The sequence below is a fragment of the Mycobacterium sp. C31M genome (assembly GCF_053345865.1).
The window spans coordinates 1-26,208 of the sequence record NZ_JBKFAX010000026.1; the positions used below are offsets into that span (position 1 = coordinate 1).

Sequence of the window (26,208 nt, forward strand, 5' to 3'; positions counted from 1 at the left end):
CGCTGGCTACACACCTACAATCATCACCGCGGCCACACTGCACTCAAGGGTCAACCACCCGCCAGCCGCGTACCTAACCTCTCAGGTCAGTACAGCTAGTCGCGCAGCATCTCCGCGACCAGGAATGCGAGCTCCAGGCTCTGCTGGGTGTTCAGCCGCGGATCGCATGCCGTCTCGTACCGGCCGGCCAGGTCGGAATCCGAGATGTCCTGTGCCCCACCGAGACATTCGGTGACGTTCTCACCGGTGATCTCGACATGGATGCCACCCGGGTGGGTGCCCAACGCGCGGTGCACCTCGAAGAAGCCCTGCACCTCGTCGACGATGCGGTCGAAGTGCCGGGTCTTGTAACCGGTGGAGGACTCGTGGGTGTTGCCGTGCATCGGGTCGCATTGCCAGATCACCTGATGGCCGGAGGCCTGCACCTTCTCGATGATGGCGGGCAGCACGTCGCGCACCTTGTTGTTGCCCATCCGGCTGATCAGCGTCAGCCGGCCGGGCTCGTTGCGCGGGTCCAACCGCTCGACGTACTCGACGGCGAGTTCCGGCGAGGTGGTCGGGCCGATCTTGATACCGATCGGGTTCGCGATCACCTCGGCCAGCGCGACATGCGCGCCGTCGATCTGACGGGTGCGCTCGCCGATCCACACGTAGTGCGCGGACAGGTCGTAGAGCTTGGGCTCGGCGGGATGGCCGGAATGATCGACTGAATCTCCAATGTCCATCCGCAGCATGGCCCGCTCGTAGTCGAGCACCAGCGCCTCGTGGCTGGCGTAGATCTCGGCGGTGTCCAGGTTGCGATCGTTGACACCACAGGCGCCCATGAAGCGCAGACCGCGGTCGATCTCACCGGCCAGCGCCTCGTACCGGGCACCGGCCGGCGAGGTCCGGACGAACTCACGGTTCCAGTCGTGCACCGCCTGCAGTGAGGCCATCCCCGACGACGTCAGCGCGCGCACCAGGTTCATCGCGGCGCTGGCGTTCGCATACGCCCGGACCAGCCGGGACGGATCGTGCTGGCGGACGGCATCGTCGGGGGCGAACCCGTTGATCATGTCGCCGCGGTAGGACTTCAAGCCCAGTGCATCGGTGTCCGAGGAGCGCGGCTTGGCGTACTGCCCGGCGATGCGGGCCACCTTGACCACCGGCATGCTGGCGCCATAGGTCAGCACGACAGCCATCTGCAGCAGCGTGCGGATATTGGCCCGGATATGCGGTTCGGTGTTGTCGACGAAGGTCTCGGCGCAGTCGCCACCCTGCAGCAGGAACGCCTCCCCGCGGGCGACGGCGGCCAACTGGGTCTTGAGCTTCTCGACCTCGGAAGCCACCGTCACCGGCGGGACGCTCTCCAGCACCGTGCGCATCGCCTTGGCCTGCCCGGCATCCCAGCTCGGCTGCTGCAGAGCCGGCTTGGCCAGCGCGGTATCGAGGCGCTGGCGCAGGTCCTCGGGCAGCGGCGGCAGCGCGGGCAGCTGGTCGATGGGTACGTCGACGGTCCAGTTCACCGCTCCATGGTAACCGCGCCGGAATCTCAGACTGACCGGCCATACCTGCAGATCAGCGGCTCAGCCGCGGGCAGCCCACGCCCCGTCGTCGTTCATCAGCTGGTAGCGGCGCAGGTTGTGCCGGGCGTCGACGAGGGCGTCATGCGTGTCGCGGGGGCGCGGTGGCATCCGCGGCGACCCGCGTTCCTCCCAGTACTGGCGCAGTTCCCTGGTGAAGCGGGGAATCGCCGGTGGCAGGTCGGTCATCGGGCCCCACAGCTGGCACAGCACCACGTGGTCGTAGGCGGCCACCCAGGCCCACAGCTCGATCGGCTCGTCGCCGTCGATATCGAAGAAATCCTCCAGCTCGCTGCGGATCTGTCGACGCGAACGCCACAGTTTCGACGCTGGTGACGGCAGCTTGGGCAGCACGTTCTTGCGCACCCAGCTGCCGGCCCGGTCGGGATCGAATTCCGTTGAGATGGCGTAGTATTCGCGGCCGTCCTCGGCAGCCACCCCGATCGAGATCAGCTCGATGGTGCGACCGTTGTCGATGAACTCCGTGTCGTAGAAGTAGCGCATGTCAAGCGGCCCCCTGGCTCGGTGCTGGCGCGGCGTGGATCTCGCGGTCCAGTTCCTCGTTTACCTTCGCGTCGTCGGGGAAGTGCGGTTCACCGGCCACCACGTGCTGTACCCATAACTTCGCCTGCACCACCGGCCTGCGCAGTCGTCGTTCCCGTTCGAGCGCCGTGTGCATCTTGCGGGGCCTGCTCGTATAGCGCCAACGCGCCCACGGTGCGTGCGGCCGCGACAGCCGGATCGCGCCGATGAACAGCAGTGGCGTGATGAACATGCCGATCAGGCCGGTCCACACCTTGCCCTTGAGCAGCACCACCACCGCCAGCGCCAGCGTCAGCACCGCGACGCCGATCACCGCGGCCCGGGCCGCCAGGGTGTCATCGGTCTGCCAGATGCCGATGTCGAAGAAGGACAGCGGGTTGAAGCCCAGCACCAGCAGCCCGGCCACCGCGATCGCGACGAACACGGCGTCCACCGAGGTGCGGCCGTCCTCGGACCAGTACACATCCTGCAGGTGCAGGATCAGCGCGAACTCGTCGAGCACCAACGCCGCCCCGATGCCGAAAAAGACTGCCGCGACCGTGAACTCCGCCACTCCCCCGTTTACCGCCAGGGTCACCATGGTCACACCGGACACCATGACCATGACGACGCCGATGACCACGTGGTGCAGGTGGACCCCGCCACCCACCGACAGGTTGCGCGGCTGCCACCACTTGCGCGGCGCGTCGGTGCTCGGATGACTCCGGATGTAACGCACGATGAGACGTGTCAGGAAGAACGTCACGATGAACGCGATCAGGCAGCACAACAGCGGCAGCCGGTCGCGGGTGATGAAGTCCAGTTGGACGTTCAGATGCACGGCGCAGAATTTACCGGTCGCCGGCCACCGACGGACCTGTGCCGTCCAGCGCGTCGCGTTGCACCGATAGGCTGGGCGGCGAAATGAGGATTCGGCAGTCGCCCGGCGGGGTGCTCACGTGGCGGCTGTTCCAGCTGCTGACCCTGGCGGCGATGGTCTGGGTCGGCTGGCGGTTGCTCGGCGAATCCATCTATCGCATCGATATCGACGTCTACCGGATGGGTGGACGGGCGTGGCTGGACGGGACCCCGCTGTACGCCGACAGCACCGAGTTCCAGACCCAGGCCGGTATCGACCTGCCGTTCACCTACCCCCCGCTGTCCGCGGTCGCGTTCGCCCCGTTCGCCTGGCTCTCGCTGCCGGCGGCCGGCACGGCCATCACCGTCACGACACTGGTCCTGCTGGTCGTGTCGACGACGATCGTGCTGACCAGACTGCAGGTCGGTGACACCTGGCAGCGCCGCGCCTGGCTGGCCGCCGCGCTGACCGCGCCGGCAGTGGTGTTCTGTGAACCGCTGCGGGCCAACCTGGAGTTCGGCCAGGTCAACGTGGTGTTGATGACGCTGGTGATCGCCGACTGCGTGCCGCGCCGGACGCCGTGGCCGCGCGGTGTGCTGCTCGGCATCGCGATCGCGGTGAAGCTGACACCCGCGGTGTTCCTGCTCTACTTCCTGTTACGCCGCGATATCCGGGCGCTTCTGGTCAGCACGGCCTCGGCGGTGGTGGCGACGCTGCTCGGTTTCGTGCTGGCCTGGCGGGATTCCTGGGTGTACTGGTTCGAGACACTGCGCGACACCGAGCGCATCGGCACCGCGACGCTGAACACCAACCAGAACATCTCGGGCATGCTGGCCAGGCTGGGCGCCGGTGAGGATGCCCGGTTCGTGCTGTGGGTCGTGCTGTGTTTCGCGGTGCTGGGCCTGACGGTGTGGGCGGGGTTGCGTGCGCTGCGCAGCGCCGGGGACGCCGAACCCGTCGCGACACCGGTGCTGGCGCTGATCTGCGTCGCGATGTTCGGCCTGGTGGTCTCGCCGGTGTCCTGGTCGCACCACTGGGTGTGGGTGCTGCCGACGGTCGTGGTGACCGCGGTCATCGGGTACCGCTGCCGCAGTCTGGCCCTGCTCGCGCTGAGTGCCGCGGGTGTGGCGCTGACGGTGTGGACACCCATCACGCTGATGCCGGCGCACGACGAGACCTCGGTATCACTGTGGTTGCGACTGGTCGGCGGCTCCTACCTGTGGTGGGCGCTGGCCGTCATCGCGGTCATCGGGGTCGTCACACCGAAACTGGCCGTGCGGGTTCCCGTCGACGCGCGGGTCGCGACCGGCGGTTAGCCGGCTTTCGCGACCGGCGGTGTCTTGGCCTCGGCTTCGGCCGCGACCTTCACATCGGCGGCGTACAGGTCGACGTACTCCTGACCGCCGAGGCGCATCAGCTCATACATGACCTCGTCGATGACGGCGCGTTCGATGAACCGATTACCGGCCAGGCCCTCGAACCGGCTGAAATCCATCGGCTTGCCGAATCGGACCTCGACCCGGCCGAAGTGCCACATCTTCGATCCGGGCGGGTTCACGACATTGGTTCCGATCATCGCGACCGGAATGACCGGGATACCGCTCTCCAGCGCGACGCGGGCCAACCCGGTCTTGCCCTTGTACAGCCGGCCGTCGGGTGAGCGGGTGCCCTCGGGGTACATGCCCAGCAGCTTGCCCTGGTCGAGGATTCGCTGTGCCGTCGTCAGCGCAGCCTGCGCCGAGTCGGCATCGGTGCGGTCGATCGGTACCTGGCCGGTCGAGGAGTAGAAGAACTTGGTGAGCTTGCCCTTGAGGCCAGTACCGGTGAAGTACTCGGCCTTGGCCAGGAAGGTGATGCGTCGCTTCACCACCAGCGGCAGGTAGAAGCTGTCGGCTACCGCCAGATGGTTACTGGCCAGGATCACCGCGCCGGAATCCGGAACATACTCCAGCCCTTGCACTTTCGGCCGACCCAGCAGGGACAGCAAGGGGCCCATCAAGATGTACTTGTAGAACCAGAACCACATGGACCCCTCCTGGGATGCGCCCCGGCCGCAACTGGCGACCTGACCGGGTCAACTCTACCCAGCGGCAGTGAGTGCGACCACACGGCTTCAGTCTTCGAGGGTGACCGGGATCTGCTCGTAACGTCCGTTCGGCTTGTCCGGATCCGGCGGTGGTGGCGGGGCGGTCGGCGGGACCTGCGGTTCACCCACCATCGCGCGGACGACGGTCAGCAGCGCGACACTGTGCTCGGCGATCACCGACAGCAGCGGGTGCTGTTCACCGTTGATCAGTGCGGCCAAGGCACACACCGGGCACCACACCTGCTGGCACGGACCCGGCCCGGTGCCCTCGGCGGCCGCTCGGGCGGCCGCCAGCCGCACCGCCGGATCCAGCTTGTCCAGGATGGCCTGCGCCAACTGGCGTAGTTCGGGCGGAATCTCGGAGTGGGTGCTCATTTCGGCCACACCTCCGGATTCGGTCGGAAACGCACGGTCAGCACGCCGGCCCGCAGGTTTGCATCGATGACGATGCAGCGTCGCAGCACGGATGCCAGCCGCACCCGCCGCCGCATTCCACCGGAGCCGATGACAAGGTCGTCGTCGACCCGGCCCAATGTCAATGCGCCGGGATCGACCTGCGGCAACTCTAGTCGCATCCGGTACACCGCATCGAGACCGGATCCGGACTCGCGGTCCACCTCCGGGCGCAGCGGCCCCGGCGGCGGTGAGCCGTCGCGCCTTCGGGCGGCGTCGAGTAGTTGGCCGAGCGCCTTGGGCCCGATCGGCTCACCGGCCAGGTGCGGCACCAGCACCAGCGCCACATCGCCGATCGAGGCGTCCAGGTCGTCGAGCACCGTTTGTTGCTCGGCGATGCGCTCGGTGTACCAGTCGAACGCCGGATGTGCGGGCAGGTTGCGGTACTCGTACGAGTCGTCTTGCAGCAGAACCTGATTCACCAAGAGCTCGGCTACCCGCACGCCCATCAGCGCCAACGACCCCAGCGTGCGGGCGGCCTCGGCCGCCACCACCCGCTCGGCGGTGAGCACCAGATGGGCGCTGACCCGGGTGGCGTCGGCCAGCAGGGCGGACAGTCGCTCGGTACCGTCGGCGACCCGCTCGACCAGGGTGACCAGGGCAGCCGAGGCCAGGTCGGCGGGCGGTGCGGCGAGCCTGCGGTGCCGCGGCCAGCTGCGTTCCAGATAGAGATTGAAGGTGGCGGGCAGGGTCAGCATGCGCAGTGCGTCCGCGGTGGACGCGCAGTCGACCACCACCTCGTCCCACTCGCCGGAGTCGGCCAGATCTGCGACCTCGTGCAGCCCGAGCACCTCCTGAATCCCGGGCAGCGCGGAAAGCTCCTCGGGCGCAACACTTCCCAGTTCCGATTCCGGGAACTTGCCGACCAGCACGCGAGAGACCTCACGCCACCGGGTTTCCAGCAGCGCCAAGGTGTCCAGGGCCAGCGCGTCCAGGTAACCGCCGATATCGTCGGCGCCGGTGTCCAGATTGGTCAGCACCCGGGTCGGCTCCCGCCGCCCGGTCGGCAGCACTGTGGCGCCGAGCACGTCACCGGTGGAATGCGCCTGGTCGGTGGACACGATGAGCACCCGCAGACCACTGCGGGCAGCACGAACCGCCGTGGCAGTGGCCAACGTGGACTTGCCTACCCCTCCCTTGCCGACGAACAGGCTGATCCGGGCGGGCTCGGGCGGGAGCTCGGAACTCAGGTCACTGCACCTCGACTCGCTTCTTGAGATCCTTGAGCGCGGTGTCGGTGAGGCGGCGCTCGGCCTTGCGTTTCAGCAACCCGATCATCGGGATGATCAGGTCGACGGACAGTTCATAGGTGACATCGGTGCCAGTCCCGCTGGGCGACAACCGGTATTCCCCTTCCAGTGCGCGCAGCAGCGAGCTCGACACCAGGCTCCAGGTGACCGACTTGCGGTCCGCGGGCCACTGATAGGTCAACACCATGGTGTCCTTGAGCACCGCGGCATCGAGCACCAGCCGGGCCGTCTTCGGGTTGCCCGCGGCGTCGGCCTCGAGCACCTCGGTCTCCTTGTACTCGGCCACCCACTCCGGGTAGGAGCCGATATCGGCGATGACGTCCATCACCGTCGAGGGGTCGGCTTCGATATGGATCGTCTGCGCCGTCTTCTCCGCCACGCCACGAAATGTACCCGCACCCCCTGCGGCCCGGCGCGCTAGGAAGACAGCCGCGACACACCCACCGGGCGGGTGGCCTCCAACCGGGACTTGATCTCGAAGGACATCTTCTTGCCCGCCACCCGGCGGGCATGGTTGAGCTTGGCCAGGTCCAGTTGCGCGGGATCACCGATGGGCTCGGCGTGCAGGAAGTAATGCAGCAGGACGCCGTCCATCATGGGTTCCAACCAGACCTCCATGGTGCCGGTGAGCTTGCCGGCCACCGTCCAGCGCTGCCCCGCCGGCCCGCGGTCCTCGACCACCGTCAACGCCAGGTCCGGCCACCACCGCCGCCACGCGGCGGGATCGGCCACGGCCCGCCCGACATCGACGGGGTCGGCGCACACGAAGGTCTCATCGGCGATCTGGACGCTGTTCATCGTCGTTCAGCATCACATATGGGCTGCCGGGACTGTGACCCAGGCGACTAGGCTTACTCGCCAGTAACCCGTAACCCAGGAACCGAGGGGCCAAGATCGTGCGTGAGTTCTCTGTGCCGGCGTCGTTCGAGATCGCCGAGTATGACACCGTCGTCAGCTCGGTTTACTCCCATGAGCGCAAGGATCCCGATCATGTGATCTTCCAGCGCCAGGTCGACGGTGTCTGGACCGATGTCACCTGCGCCCAGGCCGCCGGCGAGATCCGTTCGGCGGCACTGGGTTTGCTCGCCCACGACATCGGCCCCGGTGACCGGGTCGCGATCCTGAGCGCCACCCGCTACGAGTGGCCGATCATCGATTTCGCCATCCTGTCGATCGGCGCGGTCACGGTGCCGATCTACGAGACCTCGGCACCCGAGCAGATAAAGCATGTGCTCAACGATTCGGGCGCGGTGCTGGTGTTCGCCGAGACCACGGCACACGCCGAACGTGTCGAGCAGCAGGCCGACCAACTGCCCGGTGTGCGCAAGGTGCTGGTGATCGACAGCGCCGAGGCACCGGCGCTGCAGGCGCTGGCCGAGGCGGGCAAAGATGCCGACCCCGCGCTGTTGGAGGCGCGGGTTGCCGCGATCAAGTCCGCCGACCCGGCGACGCTGATCTACACCTCGGGCACCACCGGGCTGCCCAAGGGCTGCCAGCTGACGCACGCCAACCTGCTCTACGAGATCCGCGGCGCCAAGGCCGCGTTCCCGACGCTGCTGCGCTCCGGCGAACGCCTGCTGGTGTTCCTGCCGCTGGCGCACGTGCTGGCCCGGGCGATCACGATCGGCGCGTTCGCCAACAAGGTGACCCTCGGCTTCACCAGCGATATCAAGAACTTGGTGCCGATGCTCGCGGTGTTCAAGCCCACCCTGGTGGTGTCGGTGCCGCGGGTGTTCGAGAAGGTCTACAACACCGCCGAGCAGAACGCCCGCAACGACGGCAAGGGCCGCATCTTCGAGATCGCCGCCAACACCGCCATCGAGTTCAGCCAGGCCCAGGACGGCAACGGCGCGGGCCTGCTGCTCAAGCTCAAACACACGGTGTTCGACAAGCTGGTCTACGGCAAGCTGCGCGCCGCGCTCGGCGGGGACTGCCGCGCCGCGATCTCCGGTGGCGCGCCGCTGGGGGCGCGGCTCGGGCACTTCTACCGCGGTGTCGGGCTGACCATCTACGAGGGCTACGGCCTGACCGAGTCCAGCGCCGCCGTGACCGCCAACCAGGTCGGCGACATGAGGGTCGGCTCTGTCGGAAAACTGTTGCCCGGCAACAGCATGCGCCTGGCCGACGATGACGAGCTGCTGCTGTCCGGTGGGGTGGTGTTCAGCGGCTACTGGCGCAACGAGCAGGCCACCGCGGACGCCTTCACCGACGGCTGGTTCCACACCGGGGACCTGGGCGCCATCGACGCCGACGGCTTCCTGACGATCATCGGCCGCAAAAAGGAGATCATCGTCACCGCCGGCGGCAAGAACGTCGCGCCGGCACCGCTGGAGGACAAGCTGCGGGCGCATCCGCTGATCAGCCAGGCCATGTGTGTCGGCGATCAGCAGCCGTTCATCGCCGCGCTCATCACCATCGACCCCGAGGCGTTCGTCGGTTGGAAGGAACGCAACGGCAAAGATGGCTCAGCTTCGGTGTCCGATCTGGCCGATGATCCAGACCTGGTCGCCGAGATCCAGGCCGCCGTCGACGAGGCCGACAAGTCGGTGTCCAAGGCCGAGGCCATCCGCACCTTCAAGATCCTGCCGGTCGATTTCACCGAGGACACCGGTGAGCTGACGCCGACGCTGAAGGTGAAGCGCAAGGTCGTCGCCGAGAAGTTCGCCGAGCAGATCGCGGCGATCTACACCTGACTAGTCACCGCTGAGGATTCGGTCGAGGCGGGCCCCCTGGGTCCGCCACTGCCATCGGCTCACCACCCAGTCGCGGCCGGCGGCCCCCATCCGGGCGGCGGTCTCCGGGTCGGCCAGCAGGTCGCCGACGGCGGTGGCGATGGCGTCGATATCGGTACCGTCGACAACCCAACCGGTCTCGCCGTCGCGGACGGTCTCGGGCGCCCCGCCGGAACGGCCGGCGACCACCGGCACCCCGCTGGCCGAGGCCTCCAGGTAGACGATGCCCAATCCCTCGACGTCCAGTCCGGCCCCGCGGGTGCGGCACGGCATCGCGAACACATCGGCCATCGCGTGATGCGCGGCCAGTTCGGCGGCCGGCACCCCGCCGGTGAACAGCACATCCTCGGCGACCCCGGTGCGCGCGGCCAGCTTCTCCAGCTCGTCGCGGTACGGACCGCCGCCGACGATCACCAGGGCCGCGCCGGGCACCCGCCGCCTGATCCGGGCGAACGCCCGGATCAGCATGTCCTGCCCCTTGCGCGGCACCAGCCGCGACAAGCACAGCACCACGGGCCGGTCCCCCAACTCATAGCGGGCCCGCAATGCCGCGCGGGACACCGAGTCCGGCGCGAACCGGTCCACGTCGACGCCCGGGGACAACCGTTCCAGCCGGGCATCCGGGCCGAACGCCGAGGCGAACCGGCCGCGGGTGTATCCGCTGACGAAGGTGACGACATCGGCGTCATCGCCGATCCGGCGCAACGCCGAGCGGGCCAGCGGCAGCATCGACCAGCCGACCTCGTGGCCGTGCGTGCTGGCGACGATGCGGGCGGCCCCGGCACGACGGGCCAGCGGGCCCAGCAGGGCCAGGGGGGCCGCGGCGCCGAACCACACCGTCTCGATACCGTGCTCGTCGATCAGCTCGCGCATGCGTCCGGCCACTGTGGGCTCGGGCAGCATCAGCGTGGTCGGGTGCCGTACGACGCGATAGCCGGCCTGCTGGTCATACTCTGTGTCGCCCTTCCACTTCGGCGCGTACACCGTCAGGTCATGTCTGCCGACCTTGCGCACTTCACCGACGAAGGCCTCCAGGTAGGACTGGATACCGCCGCGTCGCGGCGGAAAGTCGTTGGTCAGCAACAGGACCCGGGTCATCAGGCAAACGCTAGCCGGTCAGCCACTGCCGCCATGCCACCACCACCGCATCGAGGTCGGTGTCCAGGGTCTCGCGCACGGCGGTGCCGATGTCGGGATGGCCGGGTCCGCAGGCCCGCAGGTAGAGCGCCTTCAAGGTGTCCGCGCCGTATCGGTCGGCGATGAAGCGACTGAACCACCACGCCCGGTCGTAGGCCAGTGACCGAACCGGACCCGCGGTCTGCAGGTCGGCGTCGGTGGGTAACTGCGCCAAGTCGGCGGGCTGCGTTGGCGGCGGGACGGCCGGGCGCCCGACGTAGTCGGCGACCCCCTCTGTGAGCCACAGCGGTGCGTCGGCGACGGTCTGCCCGCGCGCCGCGTAGTGGAACAGTTCGTGGCGCACCACGATGCGTAGCGCGGTCTCGCTCATCGCGGCGGCCCCCGGTGCGAACACCATGCCGTCGGCGGTTGTGGCGGCCGCGATATCGGGGCCGCCGTGGGCCAGCACCCGGAACTGCTGGGCGGTATCGGTGACGACGACGACGACGTCGCGGGGCCAGTCGGGTCCCCAGAATGCGGTGACCGCATCCACCGCTCCGGGCAGTTCGGCGGCGATCCGGTCGACCAGCGGCCGACTGCGCGGGCCGCCGAGCCCGCGCAGCGCGGCAGTACGCCCGTCGGGCAGTTCGACCGTGTGGGTGTGGGCGGTGCCGGCCTCGATGGTCGACGGTTGCGGTGGCGCGACGGTCGGGTCGGTCTGACAGCCGACCAGCAAAACGGCGACGCTCAGCGCGCCGATGACGCCGCGGCGGGCCGCGCTAGTAGCGACGGACGTTGTAGATCGGCGCGTTGTTGACCGGCGCCACGACGACGGGCTGGCCGAAGGTCGAGGCGTGCACCATCATGCCGTCGCCGATGTAGATGCCGACATGCGAGGCGTCCGAGTAGTAGGACACGACGTCGCCGGGCTGCATCGCATCGGTCGAGACCGGCTGGCCGCCGGCGGCCAGCGCGTAGCTGGAGTGCGGCAGCGAGATACCGGCCTGCCCGAACGCCCATTTCACCAGGCCCGAGCAGTCGAAGGCGCCGGGGCCTTCGGCACCCCACGAGTAGGGCGATCCGATACGGGTCAGCGCGGCCTGCATGGCGACGGTGCCGCCGCTGGAGCCCGGCGCCGGAATGGCCGCCGGCGGTGCGACATCACCGGGCGGGATACCGGCCGGCGGCGCGGCCAGCACGGCCGGGTCGTCTGCCGGCAACGGTGCGGGCGGCGGCAGCTGCACACCGGCGGGGACCGGCGGGATGGCGGCCAGCGTCTCGCGCTGGGCCGGGGTCAGCAGCTCGTACTGCGACTTGACGATGGCGATCTCGACCTGCAGTTTGCTTTGCTTGGATTGCAGGTCGGCGCGGACGGCTGCGGCCTGCTCGGCCGCGGTCTTGGCATCGGCGGCGGACTTCGCCGACGCCGACTCGGCCTGGGCGGCCTGCACGCTGGTGGTGCGGAAGTTCTGCATCTGCGCCGACATCTCGGTGGCCATCACGCGCTGGACGGCCAACTGGTCGATCAGCACCTGCGGCGAGCTGGCCGTCAGCATGGCATCGAGGCCGTCGGTACGGCCGCCCATGTACTGCGCCGAGGCGATCTTGTCGACGGAGGTCTGGAAGGTTGCCAGTGCCGTCTTGGCCGCGGCGGCCGATGCGAGGTCGGCGGCATGCTTGGCCTCAGCAGCCTGCTGTGCGGCCAGCTTCTCATCAAGATCGAGCTGTGCGGCGTGCATGTTCTCGGTGGCGATCTCAGCCTGGTGCGACAGTTCGTCGAGCTTTGCCAGGGCGTCATCGGCCGGGTCGGCCTGCACACCGGCGGCGAGACTGCCGCCGAGGATGGTGAGACTCGCTAACGCACCGACTAGGGCTCGCTGGACGCCGCTCTTACGCCGGTGTGTGCGATCAGGCCTCAAGGTATTGCGTCCTTACAACTGCGCTTCAGCCGCGACGAACTACTGTTAGGTCTCGAACAGGTTACGAAACGGCATCGGGCTTGTCCAACGGGAGACGTGAATTTAACAGGCGACCGGGATGAAATTTTTGCTTCCCGTGGTCGACCGCGTGTCGTCACGCCACACCCGTTTTACCATCCGGACCGTGCCCTCGATGGATCGGAACGAGCCGCAACCGGGGCGCCAACCCGACATCGGCGAGCACCTCCAGCGCCTTTCGTTCGTCATCCAGCAAAGTTTCCGGCACCCCGAGCAGCACACTGACCACGCAGTCCTGGCAGCCTGGTCCACGCACGGCGCAGTCGTCACAATCGATCACCACCGAGCCGGTATCCGGTTCGGGCAGGCCACCTTCCGGGCCGGTGTGAAATGGCTGTGTCATCGGTTCGTCCTTCCGTACTGAGGCGATTCCCCCGCACCGTAACGACGGCCACCGACACGCCCGCCGAGCCGAGACACGCGGCGCCGTGCGGGCTCATGGCTTGCCTGCCGATCGCTCCGGTCCTCGCTCGTACCTCGCTGCGATCCTCACGATCGGTCGTCTGCGCCTGTCACACCCGCCACCTACCCTCACCGGTGTGCCGCAGCTGAGCTTCGCCGATCTGGATCCGTCCGCGGACGTGACGCTGGCCGACACCACCTTCGTGGTGGTCGACCTGGAGACCACCGGCGGCAGCCGTGATCGTGATGCCATCACCGAGATCGGCGCTGTGAAGGTGCGCGGCGGCACCGTGCTCGGTGAGCTCGCCACCCTGGTCGATCCCGGCCGCGCCATCCCGCCGCAGATCGTGGCACTCACCGGCATCACCACGGCGATGGTGCATGACGCCCCGAAGATCGATTCCGTCCTGCCGGCCTTCCTGGAGTTCTCCCGCGGCGCGGTGCTGGTGGCACACAACGCCGGATTCGATATCGGTTTCCTGCGGGCGGCCACCGAGCGGCTCGGCCTGTCCTGGCCGCGACCACAGGTGCTGTGCACCGTGAAACTGGCCCGCCGGGTGCTCACCCGCGACGAGGCCCCCAGCGTCAAGCTGTCCGCACTGGCCCAGCTTTTCGGCGCCACCACCACCCCGACCCACCGCGCGCTCGACGACGCCCGCGCGACCGTCGACGTGTTGCACGGCCTGATCGCACGGGTCGGCAATCAAGGTGTGCGCAGTTATGCCGAACTGCGCAGCTACCTACCCGACAAAGCGGCGCCGCAACGCCGCAAGCGGCACCTGGCCGATGCGGTGCCGACGACGCCCGGGGTGTACCTGTTCCGCGGCCCGGCCGACGAGGTGCTCTACATCGGCACCGCGGTCAATCTGCGTCGCCGCGTCGGCCAGTACTTCACCGGCGCCGACCCGCGCACCCGGATGAAGGAGATGGTCGCCCTGGCCACCCGGGTCGACCACGTCGAATGCGCCCACGAACTGGAGGCCGGCGTCCGCGAACTGCGACTGCTGGCCGCACATGCCCCGCCGTACAACCGACGGTCCAAGTTCCCCCGCAAATGGTGGTGGATCACCCTGACCGACGAGGCGTTCCCGCGCTTCTCGGTGGTGCGGGCGCCGCGTGGCCCGCGGGCGGTGGGGCCGTTCTCGGCCCGTGTGGACGCTGTCGACACCGCCGAGGTCCTGGCCCGCGGCACACTGGTGCGGACCTGTACCGCCCGACTGGGCCGCTCTGCCCGGCATGCCTGCGCCGAACGCGAGCTGTCGGACTGCCCGGCACCCCGCGATACCGACATGGCGCAGTACGCCGCGGCGCCGCGGCGGGCGGCCGATCTGCTCGACGGCGCCGACCATTCCGCGTTCGCCGTGGTGCTCGGCCAGATCGAGGCGCTGGCAGGGCTGCACCGCTACGAGAGCGCCGCCCGGTTACGCGATCACGCCGCCGCCGCGGTGGAGTCGGTGGCACGCGGACAACGGCTGCGGGCGCTGGCCGAGGTGCCCGAACTCGTCGCCGCGCGTTCCGACGGCCAGGGCGGCTGGCATCTGGCCGTCATCCGGCACGGTCAGCTGGCCTCGGCCGGCTGCGCCCGCCGCGGTGTACCGCCGATGCCCGTCGTCGAGGCGATAACCGTTGCGGCACAAACGGTCCTGCCAAAACCCGCACCTCTGGGCGGGGCACTGGTCGAGGAGACCGCGCTGATCGCCCGCTGGCTGACCACGCCAGGAGTGCGCATCGTCTCCGCCGAGGTCGGTTACGCCAGCCCCATCGGGTCGGCCGCGCACTGGTCGACGTGGGCCGCCGCAGCACGATCGGCGCGGGTCGCCGCCGGACGACTGGACACCGACCTGCTCGACGACCGGTACGGACTGAACCCGCCCCGGACGGGCAGCGCTAGCTTGCGACCTTCTGGGTGAACCGCACCCAGTTGGCCAACAGGCGTTCGGCCGCACCGGAATCGATGGATTCGGCGGCCCGCGCCAGCGCCGACTCCCAGGACGGCGTCCACTGCGCATCACTGGTCAGCCCGGCGTGCGCGACCATCGCGCCCGCGGCGTTGAGCACCACGGCGTCACGCACCGGGCCCGCGGCACCGCCGAGCACCGCGCGCACCGAGGCCGCGTTGGACTCCGCGTCGCCACCGACGAGTTCACTGAGATCGGCCCGACGGAAACCGAACGCCGCCGGATCCAGCGTCAGCCGGTCCACGGTGCCCGCCTGCACCCGCCAGATGGTGCTCGTCGTGGTGGTGGTCAGTTCATCGAGCCCGTCGTCACCGTGCACCACCAGCGCGCTGGCCCCGCGTGCGGCGAACACCCCGGCCATCACCTCGGCCAGATCGCCCCACGCGCAGCCGAACAGACCGGCCCGCGGCTGCGCCGGGTTGGTCAGCGGCCCGAGCAGGTTGAAGACCGTCGGGACCCCGATCTCGCGGCGTACCACCGAGGCGTGCCTATAGGAAGGATGGAACTGCGGCGCGAATGCGAAGGCGATGCCGACCTCGGCGACACAGCGGGCCACCTCATCGGGTCCCAGATCGATGCGCACGCCGAGCGCCTCCAGGGTGTCGGCACCGCCGGACAATGAGGACGCCGCCCGGTTGCCGTGTTTGACCACCGGCACACCGGCGGCCGCGGTGACGATCGAGGCCATCGTCGACAGGTTCACCGTGTTGGCGCCGTCGCCGCCGGTGCCCACGATGTCGACAGCGTCTCCGCCGATCGCACCGGCCGGGATACGCCGCGCGTGCTTGAGCATGGTGTCGGCCAGTTCGTTGACCTCGGCCGAGGTCGGCCGCTTCATCCGCATCGCCACCGCGAATCCGGAGATCTGGGCGGGCGTGGCCGAGCCGGTCATGATCTGGTCCATCGCCCACCCCGACTGGCCACGAAGGAGGTCCTGGTGGGTGGTGAGCCGGCCCAGGATCTGCGGCCAGGTCAGGGACGGCGATGCGCTATCTGCGGAAGACACGCCGTGATGTTATCGGCCCGTACAGGAGCCGTTCAGCAGCCGCCACCAGTGGTGCACCGCGACAGGTTTCGACGCAATTACGAACCCGGGTGGTGTTCATCAACTACAAAGCGTCATACTTGCACCTGTGACGAGCGCTGTTGGGACCTCTGGGACCGCGATCACCACTCGCGTACATTCGCTGAACAGGCCAAATATGGTCAGTGTCGGCACCATCGTGTGGCTTTCCAGTGAGCTGATGTTCTTCGCTGGTCTGTTCGCGATGTACTTCACTGCGCGAGCTCAGGCACAGGGTGCATGGCCCCCCGAGCCGACCGAGCTGAATCTGTGGTTGGCCGTGCCGGTCACCGCGGTTCTGGTCGCGTCCTCGTTCACCTGTCAGATGGGCGTGTTCGCCGCCGAGCGCGGTGACGTGTTCGGCCTGCGCCGCTGGTATGTGATCACCCTGCTGATGGGCACCTTCTTCGTACTCGGCCAGGGCTACGAGTACATCCACCTGGTGGAGAACGGCACCACCATCCCGGGCAGCGCCTACGGTTCGGTGTTCTATCTGGCCACCGGCTTCCACGGCCTGCACGTCATCGGCGGCCTCGTCGCCTTCGTCTTCCTGCTGATCCGCACCCGGATGAGCAAGTTCACGCCCGCACAGGCCACCGCCGCGATCGTCGTGTCGTACTACTGGCACTTCGTCGACATCGTGTGGATCGCCCTGTTCGCAGTCATCTACTTCGTCCGATGATCGGTTCACCGATGCGTCCGCTGAGAAGGGGTTCGATGTCGTCCACCAAGTCACGCCGCCGGTTCCGCCGCCGGGTATCCGCGGCGCTGCTGCTGCTGCTCGGGCTGTCCGCCGCCGGCGTGGTCGCCGCGACGCTGACGCCGACGCCCCAGGTGGCGGTGGCCGACGAGTCGCAGTCGGCGCTGCTGCGCACCGGCGAGCAGCTCTTCGACACCTCGTGCATCAGCTGCCACGGCGCCAACCTGCAGGGTGTGGCCGACCGTGGCCCCAGCCTGATCGGCACCGGCGAGGCCGCGGTGTACTTCCAGGTCTCCACCGGCCGCATGCCGGCCATGCGCGGTGAGGCCCAGGCCCCGCGTAAGGACCCGATCTTCGACGAGCACCAGATCGACGCGCTCGGCGCCTACGTGCAGGCCAACGGCGGCGGCCCGGTCGTCCCCCGGGATGCCAACGGGCACATCGCCAATGAGGCCATGCTGGCCGGTGACGTCGCCCGCGGTGGCGACCTCTTCCGGCTGAACTGCGCCTCCTGCCACAACTTCACCGGTAAGGGCGGCGCGCTGTCCTCCGGTAAGTACGCACCCGATCTCGGTGAGGCCGCCAAGGTACCCGCGCAGGTCTACACGGCCATGCTCACCGGCCCGCAGAACATGCCGAAGTTCTCCGACCGCCAGCTGTCCCCGCAGGAGAAGAACGACATCGTCAGCTATGTCGTGCAGGCGGCCAACACCCCGGACCCGGGCGGTTACGGCCTGGGCGGCTTCGGCCCCACCACCGAAGGTATGGCCATCTGGATCATCGGGATCGTGGCCGCCGTCGGCATCACGATGTGGATCGGAGCGCGCGCATGACGTCCAAGACCCCGGACACTCCGACCGACGCCGAACTGGCGGAGATGTCCCGTGAGGAACTGCTCGCCCTGGGCGGCAAGCTCGACGGTGTCGAGATCGTCTACAAGGAACCGCGCTGGCCGGTCGAGGGCACCAAGGCCGAGAAGCGGGCGTCGCGCACCGTCGCGTACTGGCTGCTGCTGGGCGGTATCTCGGGCCTGGCACTGCTGCTGGTCTTCCTGTTCTGGCCGTGGGAGTACGTCCCCTACGGCGGCGAGGGTGAGCGGCTCTACACGCTGGCCACTCCGCTCTACGGCCTGACCTTCGGTCTGTCGATCCTGGCGATCGGTATCGGCGCGGTGCTCTTCCAGAAGAAGTTCATCCCCGAAGAGATCACCATCCAGGACCGCCACGACGGCGCCTCCTCAGAGCTCCACCGCAAGACCATCGTCGCGAACCTGAGCGACGCCCTCGAAGGTTCGACCATCAAGCGGCGCAAGCTGATCGGCCTGTCGATGGGTATCGGCATGGGCGCGTTCGGCCTGGGCACCCTGGTGGCCTTCATGGGCGGCCTGATCAAGAACCCGTGGAAGCCCGTCGTCGCGACGGCCGAGGGCAAGAAGGCCGTGCTGTGGACCTCCGGGTGGACCCCGCGGTTCCACGGCGAGACCATCTTCGTGGCCCGCGCGACCGGCCTGCCCGGCGAGTCGGCCTTCGTCAAGATGCGGCCCGAGGACATTGACGCCGGCGGTATGGAGACCGTGTTCCCGTGGCGTGAGTCCGACGGCGACGGCACCACCGTCGAGTCCAGCCACCACCTGTTCGAGATCGCCATGGGCGTACGCAACCCGGTCATGCTGATCCGCATCAAGACCCAGGACATGCCCAAGGTCGTCAAGCGCCAGGGGCAGGAGAGCTTCAACTTCGGTGAGCTGTTCGCCTACACCAAGGTGTGCTCGCACCTGGGATGCCCCTCGTCGCTGTACGAGCAGCAGACCTACCGCATCCTGTGCCCCTGCCACCAGTCGCAGTTCGACGCGCTGCACTTCGCGCGCCCGATCTTCGGCCCGGCCGCCCGCGCACTGGCACAGCTGCCCATCACCATCGACAAGGATGGCTACCTGGTCGCCAACGGCGACTTCATCGAACCCGTCGGACCGGCATTCTGGGAGCGCAAATCATGAGTCCCAAGCTTGCAGACATCGCAGCCAAACAGGGCGACGCGATCGATTCCCGGTACCACCCCTCGGAGGCGGTCCGGCGCGGAGTCCTGAACAAGGTCTTCCCCACCCACTGGTCCTTCCTGCTGGGTGAGATCGCGCTGTACAGCTTCATCATCCTGTTGATCACCGGTGTCTGGCTGACGCTGTTCTTCGATCCGTCGATGGCCCACGTCACGTATGAGGGTGTGTACCAACCACTTCGGGGCATCCAGATGTCGCGGGCCTACGAATCGGCCCTGGAGATCAGCTTCGAGGTACGCGGCGGCCTGTTCGTCCGCCAGGTCCACCACTGGGCGGCCCTGTTGTTCGCCGCGTCGATCATGGTGCACCTGGCGCGCATCTTCTTCACCGGTGCGTTCCGCCGCCCACGTGAGGCCAACTGGGTCATCGGCTCGCTGCTGCTGATCCTGGCGATGTTCGAGGGTTACTTCGGCTACTCGCTGCCCGACGATCTGCTGTCCGGCACCGGCCTGCGCGCCGCGTTCTCCTCGATCACCCTGGGCATGCCGGTCATCGGAACCTGGCTGCACTGGGCGCTGTTCGGCGGCGACTTCCCCGGCGAGATCATCATCCCGCGCCTGTACGCCCTGCACATCCTGCTGATCCCGGGCATCATGCTCGCGCTCATCGGCGTGCACATGGCACTGGTGTGGTTCCAGAAGCACACCCAGTTCCCCGGCCCCGGCCGCACCGAGAAGAACGTCGTCGGCGTGCGCGTCATGCCGGTCTTCGCGGTCAAGTCCGGTGCGTTCTTCGCGATGATCACCGGCCTGCTGGGCCTGATGGGCGGTCTGCTGCAGATCAACCCGATCTGGGTGCTCGGCCCGTACAAGCCCTCGCAGATCTCGGCCGGTAGCCAGCCCGACTTCTACATGATGTGGACCGACGGTCTGGCCCGTACCTGGCCGGCCTGGGAGTTCTACATTGGCAACTACACCATTCCCCAGTCGGTGTGGGTGGCGGTCGGTATGGGCCTGGTCTTCATGCTGCTGATGGCCTACCCGTTCATCGAGCGCAAGCTCACCGGCGACGATGCCCACCACAACCTGTTGCAGCGTCCGCGTGACGCTCCGACCCGGACCGCGGTGGGCGCGGCGGCGATCTCGTTCTACCTGCTGCTGACCTTCATGTGCATGAACGACATCATCGCGCTGAAGTTCCACATCTCGCTGAACGCTACGACGTGGATCGGTCGCATCGGCATGGTGGTGCTGCCGATGATCGTGTACTACATCACCTACCGATGGGCGATCAGCCTGCAGCGCAGCGACCGCGCGGTGCTCGAGCACGGTATCGAGACGGGCATCATCACCCGACTGCCGCACGGTGCCTACATCGAGCTGCATCAGCCGCTCGGCCCGGTCGACGATCACGGACACCCGATTCCGCTGGAGTACCAGGGCGCGGCTCTGCCCAAGCGGATGAACAAGTTGGGATCCGGCGGTTCGCCCGGCACCGGCAGCTTCCTGACCCCCGATCCGATCGAGGAGCACGAAGCACTCACCGAGGCCGCCCACAGTGCGCATCACAAGGCGCTCGCGGTCCTCGCCGAGAGCCAGGGCACCAACGGCAACGGCTCGAACGGGTCCAACGGACACCACTAGAGGTTCACGAGAAGGCCCCCGCAACCACACCAGGCTGCGGGGGCTTTTCGTTCCGCGAGCGACCGTGTCTGTACGCCGACACGCCGCCACCGGCGACATTTTGCGGTCGTTCGCGCGAGGATGAGGCATGACCGTCGATCCGCCGTGGGAGCCGCCGCTGGCCGGCACCGAGGAACAGCATCTGCTCGGCGCGCTGGACCGGCTGCGCTACACGTTCCGCTGGAAGGCCGACGGTCTGGACGCCACCGCCCTGGACACCCGTATCGGCGCGTCCACACTCACCCTCGGCGGTCTGCTCAAGCATCTCGCCCGTGCCGAGGCGCAGCGGTTCGGCCCCGGCCTCGACCATTCGCCCATGGGTGAGCCGTGGGACAGCGTTTATCAGGACGAAGCCGACTGGGACGCCGACCCGGACTGGGACTTCACCTCCGCCGCCGACGACTCCCCCGCGCAGCTCTACACGCTATGGGATGACACGGTGGCGCGGTCCCGCGCCCGGCTGGCCGCAGCCCTGGCTGACGGGGGCCTGGATCAGTTGGTGGGCATCGCCTGGCCGGACGGCAGCCGGGCGAGTCTGCGCCGCAGCGTGTGCGATCTGATCGAGGAGTACGGCCGCCACACCGGGCATGCCGACCTGTTACGGGAGGCGATCGACGGGCGCGTCGGCGAGGACCCGCCGTTCGAATGGCGCCCCTCGGTTCAGCCGGCGTCCAATCCGAGGACACCGCGCAGTTCACGCAGGTAGAACCAGGGCACCGCCGCCATACCGACGGTCACGATGCCCGCGATGATGTACAGCGCGATCGCACCGGTGCTGTTGCCGCCGGCCATCAGGTAGGTCGCGACCGCGACCGCGAGCGTGCCGGCCCCGACCGCGGCCAGGACCGCAGCGCCGCAGCGCAGATAGACCTGCTCGACGACGGCCGGCAGCGCACCACCGCGCACCGGGTTCTCGGCGACGGCCGACGCGCTATCGGCGGCCCGGCGACGAGCCTCCCGGGTCGGCAGCACCGCACTGTCGCCGGACACCGTGAGGCCTGTGCCGCTGCGCAGCGGACGATCGGTGCTCTGCTGCCGGGCCCGGATCAACAGCGGGATCGCCACCGCGATCACCATCGCCGACACCCCGATGACGGTGTAGAGCGCCCACGGCGTGTCCGACCCGGAGGCCTCGGCGATTTCGGCGCGGACGGTGCCGCGCCCACTGCCCAGGTCGACCAGGCGCACCGTGGCGGCGACCGCCACACCGAGGGCCGCCAACCAGACTGCGGCACACACCCCCAGCAGGATGCGGTCCAGGTTCGGGGGCCCGGACAGCGTGTTCCTCGACTTGGGATGAGAGGTGGTGTCCAACATCAGCAGCTCGTCTGTGCGGCGTTACCGGTGTTGGAGGACAACACCGTTCCGTCGCTGGTCGTGATGGAGCAGTTCAGCCGGCTGACCAGGAACAGGCTGGAGGCCTGCACCGATCCCACCTCTGACTGCGATATCGGGGTGACCGTCAGGGACCACGGGATGTAGACGTTGCGCTGGGTGCGGCTGCGGCCCGACGCATCGACGTAGGTGACGGTGATGATGTCGCCAGGCGCCTTGGTACCGGTCACCGAGTAGGTGACCTGGCGCGGCCCGGCCGGCCGCGTCGTGGTGGGCGGCGGCGGGGGCGGCGCCTCGGTGGTCGCCGGGGGTGGCGCCGGTTCCTCGGCCGGCGGCGGAGGTGGCGGGGGCGGCGGCTCCTGGGTGACCGTGACGGTCTCCGGCGGCGGGGGCGGCGGCTGCTCGGTGGGCGGCGGAGGCGGCGGCTCGGTCGGCGGCGGTGGAGGCTGTGTCGTGGTGATCTCGTCCTGCACCGGCGGCGCCGACGTGGTCGACGTCTGCGGGTTGGCCAGACTGTCGCTGTCGGGATCGCTACGGGTCACCAGCAGCGCGACGGAGGCGACCAGCGAGATGGCGGCCACGATCGCGACGACGCCGACGACCCAGGGCCACCGGGGTGGCTTCTCGTCATCAGGGTGGACGCCGGGACTGTAGTTGTCGTAGTCATACAGCGCCGGGTCCGGCGGCACATAGGGCGCGCTGGTGAACTGTTCGGATTCCGGGGCGGAATATGCCCGGGAATGGATGTCGGTCTCGTCGGCGCGGCGAACCGGATCCTTATCCGCACCACCCGAAGAGTCCGGTCCTGACGGCCCGCTCATCTGCAACTAAACCTCGGCCTATCCTTCTCGACTGCTGCCTCGGCAAGATTACCCAACCGGGCGGCGGTGCGGACCGGGCCGACACGGCGCGCCAGCGAACTGACGCACGGTTGTGACCTGGCCGAAGGACCGGCCCAGGATGGGCTCAGTGCTTCTCGGGTCCGGTGTAGTACTCGAAGACCAGGCCGGCGGCGGATGCCAGCACGAAGCAGATACCGGCGACGATCAGCCACGGTAGCCACATCGCGGCACCGACGGCGGCGATCGAGAAGGACAGCGCGATCAGGATCGGCCACCAGCTGTGCGGGCTGTAGAAGCCCAGTTCGCCGGCGCCATCGCTGATCTCGGCGTCTTCATAGTCCTCGGGTCGGGTATCCAGGCGCCGGGCCACAAAACGGAAGAACGTTCCGGTGATCAGGGTCAGACCGGTGGTCAGCACCAGCGCGGTGGTACCCGCCCACTCGATGCCGCCATTGGCGAACATCGCCGTCAGCACGCCGTACACGATGGCCGACAGCAGGAAGAACGCCGTCAGGAACTCGAACAACCTGGCTTCGATATGCATGCCTGATCCCTACTTGCTCGCCTGCGGGGGGACACCGACCTGCTCACCGCGGCGGGTGTCGAACGGGGCTGTGGTGGTGGACAACGGATCCTGGCCGATGGCTTCCAGCGCCTCGGCGTTGGTCGCGGTCGGGCGGTCCTCGCGGTACTCCAGGTAGGCCTTGAAGTCATTGGGCTCGACGACGCGGACCTCGAAGTTCATCATCGCGTGGTAGGTGCCGCACATCTCGGTGCAGCGCCCGACGAACGCGCCGGTCTGCTCGATCTCGGTGACCTGGAAGATGTTGTCGGAGTTGTTCTCCTTGGGGTTGGGCAGCACGTCCCGCTTGAACAGGAACTCGGGAACCCAGAACCCGTGGATCACGTCGGCCGACGCGATCTGGAACTCGATGCGCTTGCCCTTCGGCAGCACCAGGATCGGGATCTCGGTGCTGGTGCCGATGGTCTCGATCTTGTTGAAGTTCAGGTAGGTGCGGTCCTCACCGTTCTTACCGGCGATGGGTCCGACCTGCTCGATGCCATGCTCGTCGACACCCTCGGGCACCGAGGCCATAGCCTGCTTGCGCTCGTTGTCGACACCGTCGTAGGACAGTGTGCCGTCGGCGAATTCGATCTTCTGGTAACCGAACTTCCAGTTCCACTGGAACGCGGTGACGTCGATGACGACCTCAGGGTTCGGATCCTTGTGCAGCATGCGCTCCTGCACCACCACGGTGAAGTAGAACAGCACCGAGATGATCAGGAACGGCACCACCGTCAGTACCAGTTCCAGCGGCATGTTGTAGCCGAACTGACGCGGCAGCTCGGTGTCGGTGTCCTTCTTGCGGTGGAAGATGCTGGTCCAGAAGATCAGCAGCAGAACAATGCCACCCACCACGAACGACGCGATGACCGACCAGACCCACAGGTCACGGTTGAGTCGTGCCTCCGGGGTGATGCCGGACGGCCAGCCCAGGCCGAAGATCTCCTGGTAGCTGCAACCGCTCAGCAGGATGGTCATGCCACCCAATACCAGTGACAACGCCACCAAACGGTACCCGCGAGCGGTCACGTCGGCGCCTCCTAGATGAAGTCGGTGAACCGCAGGGCGGTCGGTGAATCTTGGCGAATACTACGCAGCGTAGACCACGCCCGCCGGGTCGAGCGAAGCGACCGACCGATTCGGCATACTGGCGCGGTGTGCGGACTGCTGGCCTATCTGACCGACCCGTCCGTGGAGACCACCGAAGTGCTGGTCGAAGCGGTTTCCGGGGCCTCGCATCTGATGCGTCACCGCGGTCCCGACGAGCCCGGTACCTGGTCGGACACCGACGTCGTGTTGGGCTTCAACCGGCTCTCGATCATCGATATCGCGCACAGTCATCAGCCGCTGCGCTGGGGCCCGGTCGACGCGCCCGATCGTTACGCGCTCGTCTTCAACGGTGAGATCTACAACTACCTGGAGTTGCGGGAGGCTCTGCGCGCGGAGTTCGGCGCGGTCTTCCACACCGACGGCGACGGTGAGGCGATCGTTGCCGGGTTCCACTTCTGGGGCACCGAGGTACTGAACCGGCTGCGCGGCATGTTCGCCTTCGCACTGTGGGACACCCACTCCGCCGAGCTGCTGTGCGCGCGGGACCCGTTCGGCATCAAACCGCTCTACATGGCGACCGGACCCGGCGGGACCGTCGTCGGCAGCGAGAAGAAATGCCTCATCGACCTCGCCGCCACCGCCGGACTGGACCTGAGCATCGACGAACGCGCCGTGCAGCACTACACGGTGCTGCAGTACGTACCCGAACCCGAGACGCTGCAGCGCGGCATCCGCCGACTGGAGTCCGGCAGCTACGCCGTCCTGCGGCCCGGCCGGGCGCCGGTGGTGACCCGCTATTTCCAGCCGAAATTCGAGCCGGTCCCGTTTGTGACAGGCAACGAGCAGGCCCGTTATGACGAGATCACCGCGGTGCTGGAGGACTCGGTCGCCAAGCACATGCGGGCAGATGTGACCGTCGGCGCCTTCCTGTCCGGCGGGATCGATTCGACGGCGATCGCGGCGCTGGCGATGCGGCACAATCCGCGGCTGATCACGTTCACCACCGGGTTCGAGCGCGAGGGCTTCTCCGAGGTCGACGTCGCGGTCGAGTCAGCCAAGGCGATCGGAGCCCGGCACGTGACCAAGGTGGTCAGCGCCGAGGAGTTCGTCGGCGCGCTGCCCGAGATCGTCTGGTACCTCGACGAACCGGTCGCCGACCCGGCGCTGGTGCCGCTGTTCTTCATCGCCCGCGAGGCCCGCAAACACGTCAAGGTGGTACTCAGCGGCGAGGGCGCCGACGAGCTGTTCGGCGGATACACCATCTATCGGGAGCCGTTGTCGCTCAAGGCCTTCGACTACATCCCGCGGCCGCTGCGCCGCTCGCTGGGCAAGGCATCCAAGCCGCTGCCCGAGGGGATGCGCGGCAAGAGCCTGCTGCACCGCGGGTCGCTGACCCTGGAACAGCGGTACTACGGCAACGCGCGCAGCTTCTCCGACGATCAGCTGCGCGCCGTCCTGCCCGGGTTCCACCCGGAATGGACACACACCGACGTCACCGCACCGCTGTACGCGGCGTCGGCCGGCTGGGATCCGGTGGCCCGTATGCAGCACGTCGACCTGTTCACCTGGTTGCGCGGCGACATCCTGGTCAAGGCCGACAAGATGACGATGGCGAACTCCCTGGAGCTGCGGGTGCCGTTCCTGGACCCCGAGGTGTTCGCGGTGGCCTCCCGGCTGCCGTACGAGGAGAAGATCACCCGCACCACCACCAAGTACGCGCTGCGCCGGGCATTGGAACCGATCGTGCCCGCACATGTGCTCAACCGCCCCAAGCTGGGCTTCCCGGTGCCGATCCGGCACTGGCTCAAGGCCGGCCCGCTGCTGGACTGGGCGCAGCACACCATCGACACCTCGCAGGCCGGGCATCTGGTCGACCTGAACGCGGTGCGCACCATGCTCACCGAGCACCGCAACGGCGACAGCGACCACAGCCGGCGGTTGTGGACGGTGCTGATCTTCATGCTGTGGCACGCCATCTTCGTCGAGGGCACCGTCACACCACAGATCAGCGAACCGACCTACCCCGTGCAGCTGTAGA

General features: G+C 68.0%; 25 protein-coding genes and 1 pseudogene. 9 read left to right on the forward strand and 17 right to left on the reverse strand.

All coding sequences use genetic code 11. The features are described from left to right. Positions 1–95: 95 nt before the first annotated feature. From ACLBYA_RS28880 to ACLBYA_RS28890, 3 genes are read right to left on the reverse strand one after another with little or no spacing between them, the layout of a single operon-like run. Positions 96–1,505, reverse strand: a complete 1,410-nt coding sequence (locus ACLBYA_RS28880; protein ID WP_447712914.1) for a class II 3-deoxy-7-phosphoheptulonate synthase — start codon at positions 1,503–1,505, stop codon at positions 96–98. 60 nt (positions 1,506–1,565) lie between these two features. After that, a complete protein-coding gene (locus ACLBYA_RS28885; RefSeq protein ID WP_447712915.1) occupies positions 1,566–2,066 on the reverse strand; it encodes a polyadenylate-specific 3'-exoribonuclease AS in 501 nt (166 codons plus the stop codon). 1 nt (position 2,067) lies between these two features. After that, complete coding sequence (locus ACLBYA_RS28890) at positions 2,068–2,925, reverse strand: hypothetical protein (protein ID WP_447712916.1); 858 nt, start codon at positions 2,923–2,925, stop codon at positions 2,068–2,070. A gap of 83 nt (positions 2,926–3,008) precedes the next feature. Between ACLBYA_RS28890 and ACLBYA_RS28895 the strand changes: the two genes are divergently transcribed. Next, on the forward strand, positions 3,009–4,259 hold the full coding sequence (locus ACLBYA_RS28895) for a glycosyltransferase 87 family protein (RefSeq protein ID WP_447712917.1): 1,251 nt from the start codon (positions 3,009–3,011) through the stop codon (positions 4,257–4,259). Here ACLBYA_RS28895 and ACLBYA_RS28900 read toward each other — a convergent pair. From ACLBYA_RS28900 to ACLBYA_RS28920, 5 genes are all read right to left on the reverse strand, one after another. Continuing rightward, positions 4,256–4,969, reverse strand: a complete 714-nt coding sequence (locus ACLBYA_RS28900; RefSeq protein ID WP_447712918.1) for a lysophospholipid acyltransferase family protein — start codon at positions 4,967–4,969, stop codon at positions 4,256–4,258. The two genes, ACLBYA_RS28895 and ACLBYA_RS28900, sit on opposite strands and share 4 nt — an antisense overlap. Positions 4,970–5,056: 87 nt before the next feature. Next, entirely contained in the window at positions 5,057–5,404 is a 348-nt protein-coding gene (locus ACLBYA_RS28905; protein WP_447712919.1) for a hypothetical protein, read from the reverse strand. Then, positions 5,401–6,672 carry an ArsA family ATPase gene (locus ACLBYA_RS28910; RefSeq protein ID WP_447712982.1) on the reverse strand — a complete coding sequence of 424 codons (1,272 nt, stop codon included), beginning with the start codon at positions 6,670–6,672 and terminating at the stop codon, positions 5,401–5,403. The genes ACLBYA_RS28905 and ACLBYA_RS28910 overlap by 4 nt, the downstream gene beginning before the upstream one ends. Position 6,673: 1 nt before the next feature. Further along, positions 6,674–7,111, reverse strand: a complete 438-nt coding sequence (locus ACLBYA_RS28915; protein ID WP_447712920.1) for an SRPBCC family protein — start codon at positions 7,109–7,111, stop codon at positions 6,674–6,676. A gap of 38 nt (positions 7,112–7,149) precedes the next feature. Continuing rightward, on the reverse strand, positions 7,150–7,530 hold the full coding sequence (locus ACLBYA_RS28920; RefSeq protein ID WP_447712921.1) for a polyketide cyclase / dehydrase and lipid transport: 381 nt from the start codon (positions 7,528–7,530) through the stop codon (positions 7,150–7,152). A gap of 98 nt (positions 7,531–7,628) precedes the next feature. Between ACLBYA_RS28920 and ACLBYA_RS28925 the strand changes: the two genes are divergently transcribed. Beyond that, the gene (locus ACLBYA_RS28925) at positions 7,629–9,425 is read left to right on the forward strand and encodes an AMP-dependent synthetase/ligase (RefSeq protein ID WP_447712922.1); all 1,797 of its coding nucleotides are present in this window, start codon (positions 7,629–7,631) and stop codon (positions 9,423–9,425) included. Here ACLBYA_RS28925 and ACLBYA_RS28930 read toward each other — a convergent pair whose 3' ends face one another. From ACLBYA_RS28930 to ACLBYA_RS28945, 4 genes are all read right to left on the reverse strand, one after another. Continuing rightward, positions 9,426–10,562, reverse strand: a complete 1,137-nt coding sequence (locus ACLBYA_RS28930) for a glycosyltransferase family 4 protein (protein ID WP_447712923.1) — start codon at positions 10,560–10,562, stop codon at positions 9,426–9,428. Between the two features lie 10 nt (positions 10,563–10,572). Then, entirely contained in the window at positions 10,573–11,340 is a 768-nt protein-coding gene (locus ACLBYA_RS28935; protein WP_447712983.1) for a peptidase, read from the reverse strand. A gap of 19 nt (positions 11,341–11,359) precedes the next feature. Further along, on the reverse strand, positions 11,360–12,499 hold the full coding sequence (gene ripC, locus ACLBYA_RS28940) for a peptidoglycan hydrolase RipC (RefSeq protein ID WP_447712924.1): 1,140 nt from the start codon (positions 12,497–12,499) through the stop codon (positions 11,360–11,362). Between the two features lie 154 nt (positions 12,500–12,653). Beyond that, positions 12,654–12,920, reverse strand: a complete 267-nt coding sequence (locus ACLBYA_RS28945) for a hypothetical protein (protein ID WP_447712925.1) — start codon at positions 12,918–12,920, stop codon at positions 12,654–12,656. 196 nt (positions 12,921–13,116) lie between these two features. On the opposite strand from ACLBYA_RS28945, the pseudogene ACLBYA_RS28950 reads away from it, so the two are divergent. Then, positions 13,117–14,811: pseudogene (locus ACLBYA_RS28950) on the forward strand (DEDD exonuclease domain-containing protein); the annotation flags it as partial. Positions 14,812–14,866: 55 nt separating this feature from the next. Here ACLBYA_RS28950 and trpD read toward each other — a convergent pair. After that, positions 14,867–15,943: an anthranilate phosphoribosyltransferase gene (gene trpD / locus ACLBYA_RS28955; RefSeq protein ID WP_447712926.1), complete on the reverse strand. Its 1,077-nt coding sequence runs from the start codon at positions 15,941–15,943 to the stop codon at positions 14,867–14,869. Between the two features lie 127 nt (positions 15,944–16,070). Here trpD and ctaE point away from each other — a divergent pair, with 127 nt between their 5' ends. The 5 genes from ctaE (at position 16,071) to ACLBYA_RS28980 (ending at position 21,084) form a co-directional block, all read left to right on the forward strand. Beyond that, a complete protein-coding gene (gene ctaE / locus ACLBYA_RS28960; RefSeq protein ID WP_447712927.1) occupies positions 16,071–16,682 on the forward strand; it encodes an aa3-type cytochrome oxidase subunit III in 612 nt (203 codons plus the stop codon). 35 nt (positions 16,683–16,717) lie between these two features. Beyond that, positions 16,718–17,533 carry a cytochrome bc1 complex diheme cytochrome c subunit gene (gene qcrC, locus ACLBYA_RS28965; RefSeq protein ID WP_447712928.1) on the forward strand — a complete coding sequence of 272 codons (816 nt, stop codon included), beginning with the start codon at positions 16,718–16,720 and terminating at the stop codon, positions 17,531–17,533. Continuing rightward, a complete protein-coding gene (gene qcrA / locus ACLBYA_RS28970; RefSeq protein WP_447712929.1) occupies positions 17,530–18,696 on the forward strand; it encodes a cytochrome bc1 complex Rieske iron-sulfur subunit in 1,167 nt (388 codons plus the stop codon). The genes qcrC and qcrA overlap by 4 nt, the downstream gene beginning before the upstream one ends. Then, complete coding sequence (gene qcrB, locus ACLBYA_RS28975) at positions 18,693–20,339, forward strand: cytochrome bc1 complex cytochrome b subunit (RefSeq protein ID WP_447712930.1); 1,647 nt, start codon at positions 18,693–18,695, stop codon at positions 20,337–20,339. The genes qcrA and qcrB overlap by 4 nt, the downstream gene beginning before the upstream one ends. 127 nt (positions 20,340–20,466) lie before the next feature. After that, the gene (locus ACLBYA_RS28980) at positions 20,467–21,084 is read left to right on the forward strand and encodes a mycothiol transferase (protein ID WP_447712931.1); all 618 of its coding nucleotides are present in this window, start codon (positions 20,467–20,469) and stop codon (positions 21,082–21,084) included. Here the strand turns inward: ACLBYA_RS28980 and ACLBYA_RS28985 are convergent. From ACLBYA_RS28985 to ctaC, 4 genes are all read right to left on the reverse strand, one after another. After that, complete coding sequence (locus tag ACLBYA_RS28985; RefSeq protein ID WP_447712932.1) at positions 21,039–21,695, reverse strand: DUF2561 family protein; 657 nt, start codon at positions 21,693–21,695, stop codon at positions 21,039–21,041. The two genes, ACLBYA_RS28980 and ACLBYA_RS28985, sit on opposite strands and share 46 nt — an antisense overlap. Next, positions 21,695–22,534, reverse strand: a complete 840-nt coding sequence (locus tag ACLBYA_RS28990) for an MmpS family transport accessory protein (protein WP_447712933.1) — start codon at positions 22,532–22,534, stop codon at positions 21,695–21,697. Before ACLBYA_RS28990 ends, ACLBYA_RS28985 begins: the two co-directional genes overlap by 1 nt. Before the next feature lie 145 nt (positions 22,535–22,679). Next, positions 22,680–23,099 carry a cytochrome c oxidase subunit 4 gene (locus ACLBYA_RS28995; protein WP_447712934.1) on the reverse strand — a complete coding sequence of 140 codons (420 nt, stop codon included), beginning with the start codon at positions 23,097–23,099 and terminating at the stop codon, positions 22,680–22,682. Between the two features lie 9 nt (positions 23,100–23,108). Continuing rightward, positions 23,109–24,149, reverse strand: coding sequence for an aa3-type cytochrome oxidase subunit II (gene ctaC / locus ACLBYA_RS29000; protein ID WP_447712935.1), 1,041 nt, complete (start codon positions 24,147–24,149; stop codon positions 23,109–23,111). A gap of 126 nt (positions 24,150–24,275) precedes the next feature. On the opposite strand from ctaC, the gene asnB reads away from it, so the two are divergent. Then, positions 24,276–26,207 (forward strand): asparagine synthase (glutamine-hydrolyzing), encoded by a 1,932-nt coding sequence (asnB, locus tag ACLBYA_RS29005; RefSeq protein ID WP_447712936.1) that lies wholly within the window; start codon positions 24,276–24,278, stop codon positions 26,205–26,207. Position 26,208 lies beyond the last annotated feature (1 nt).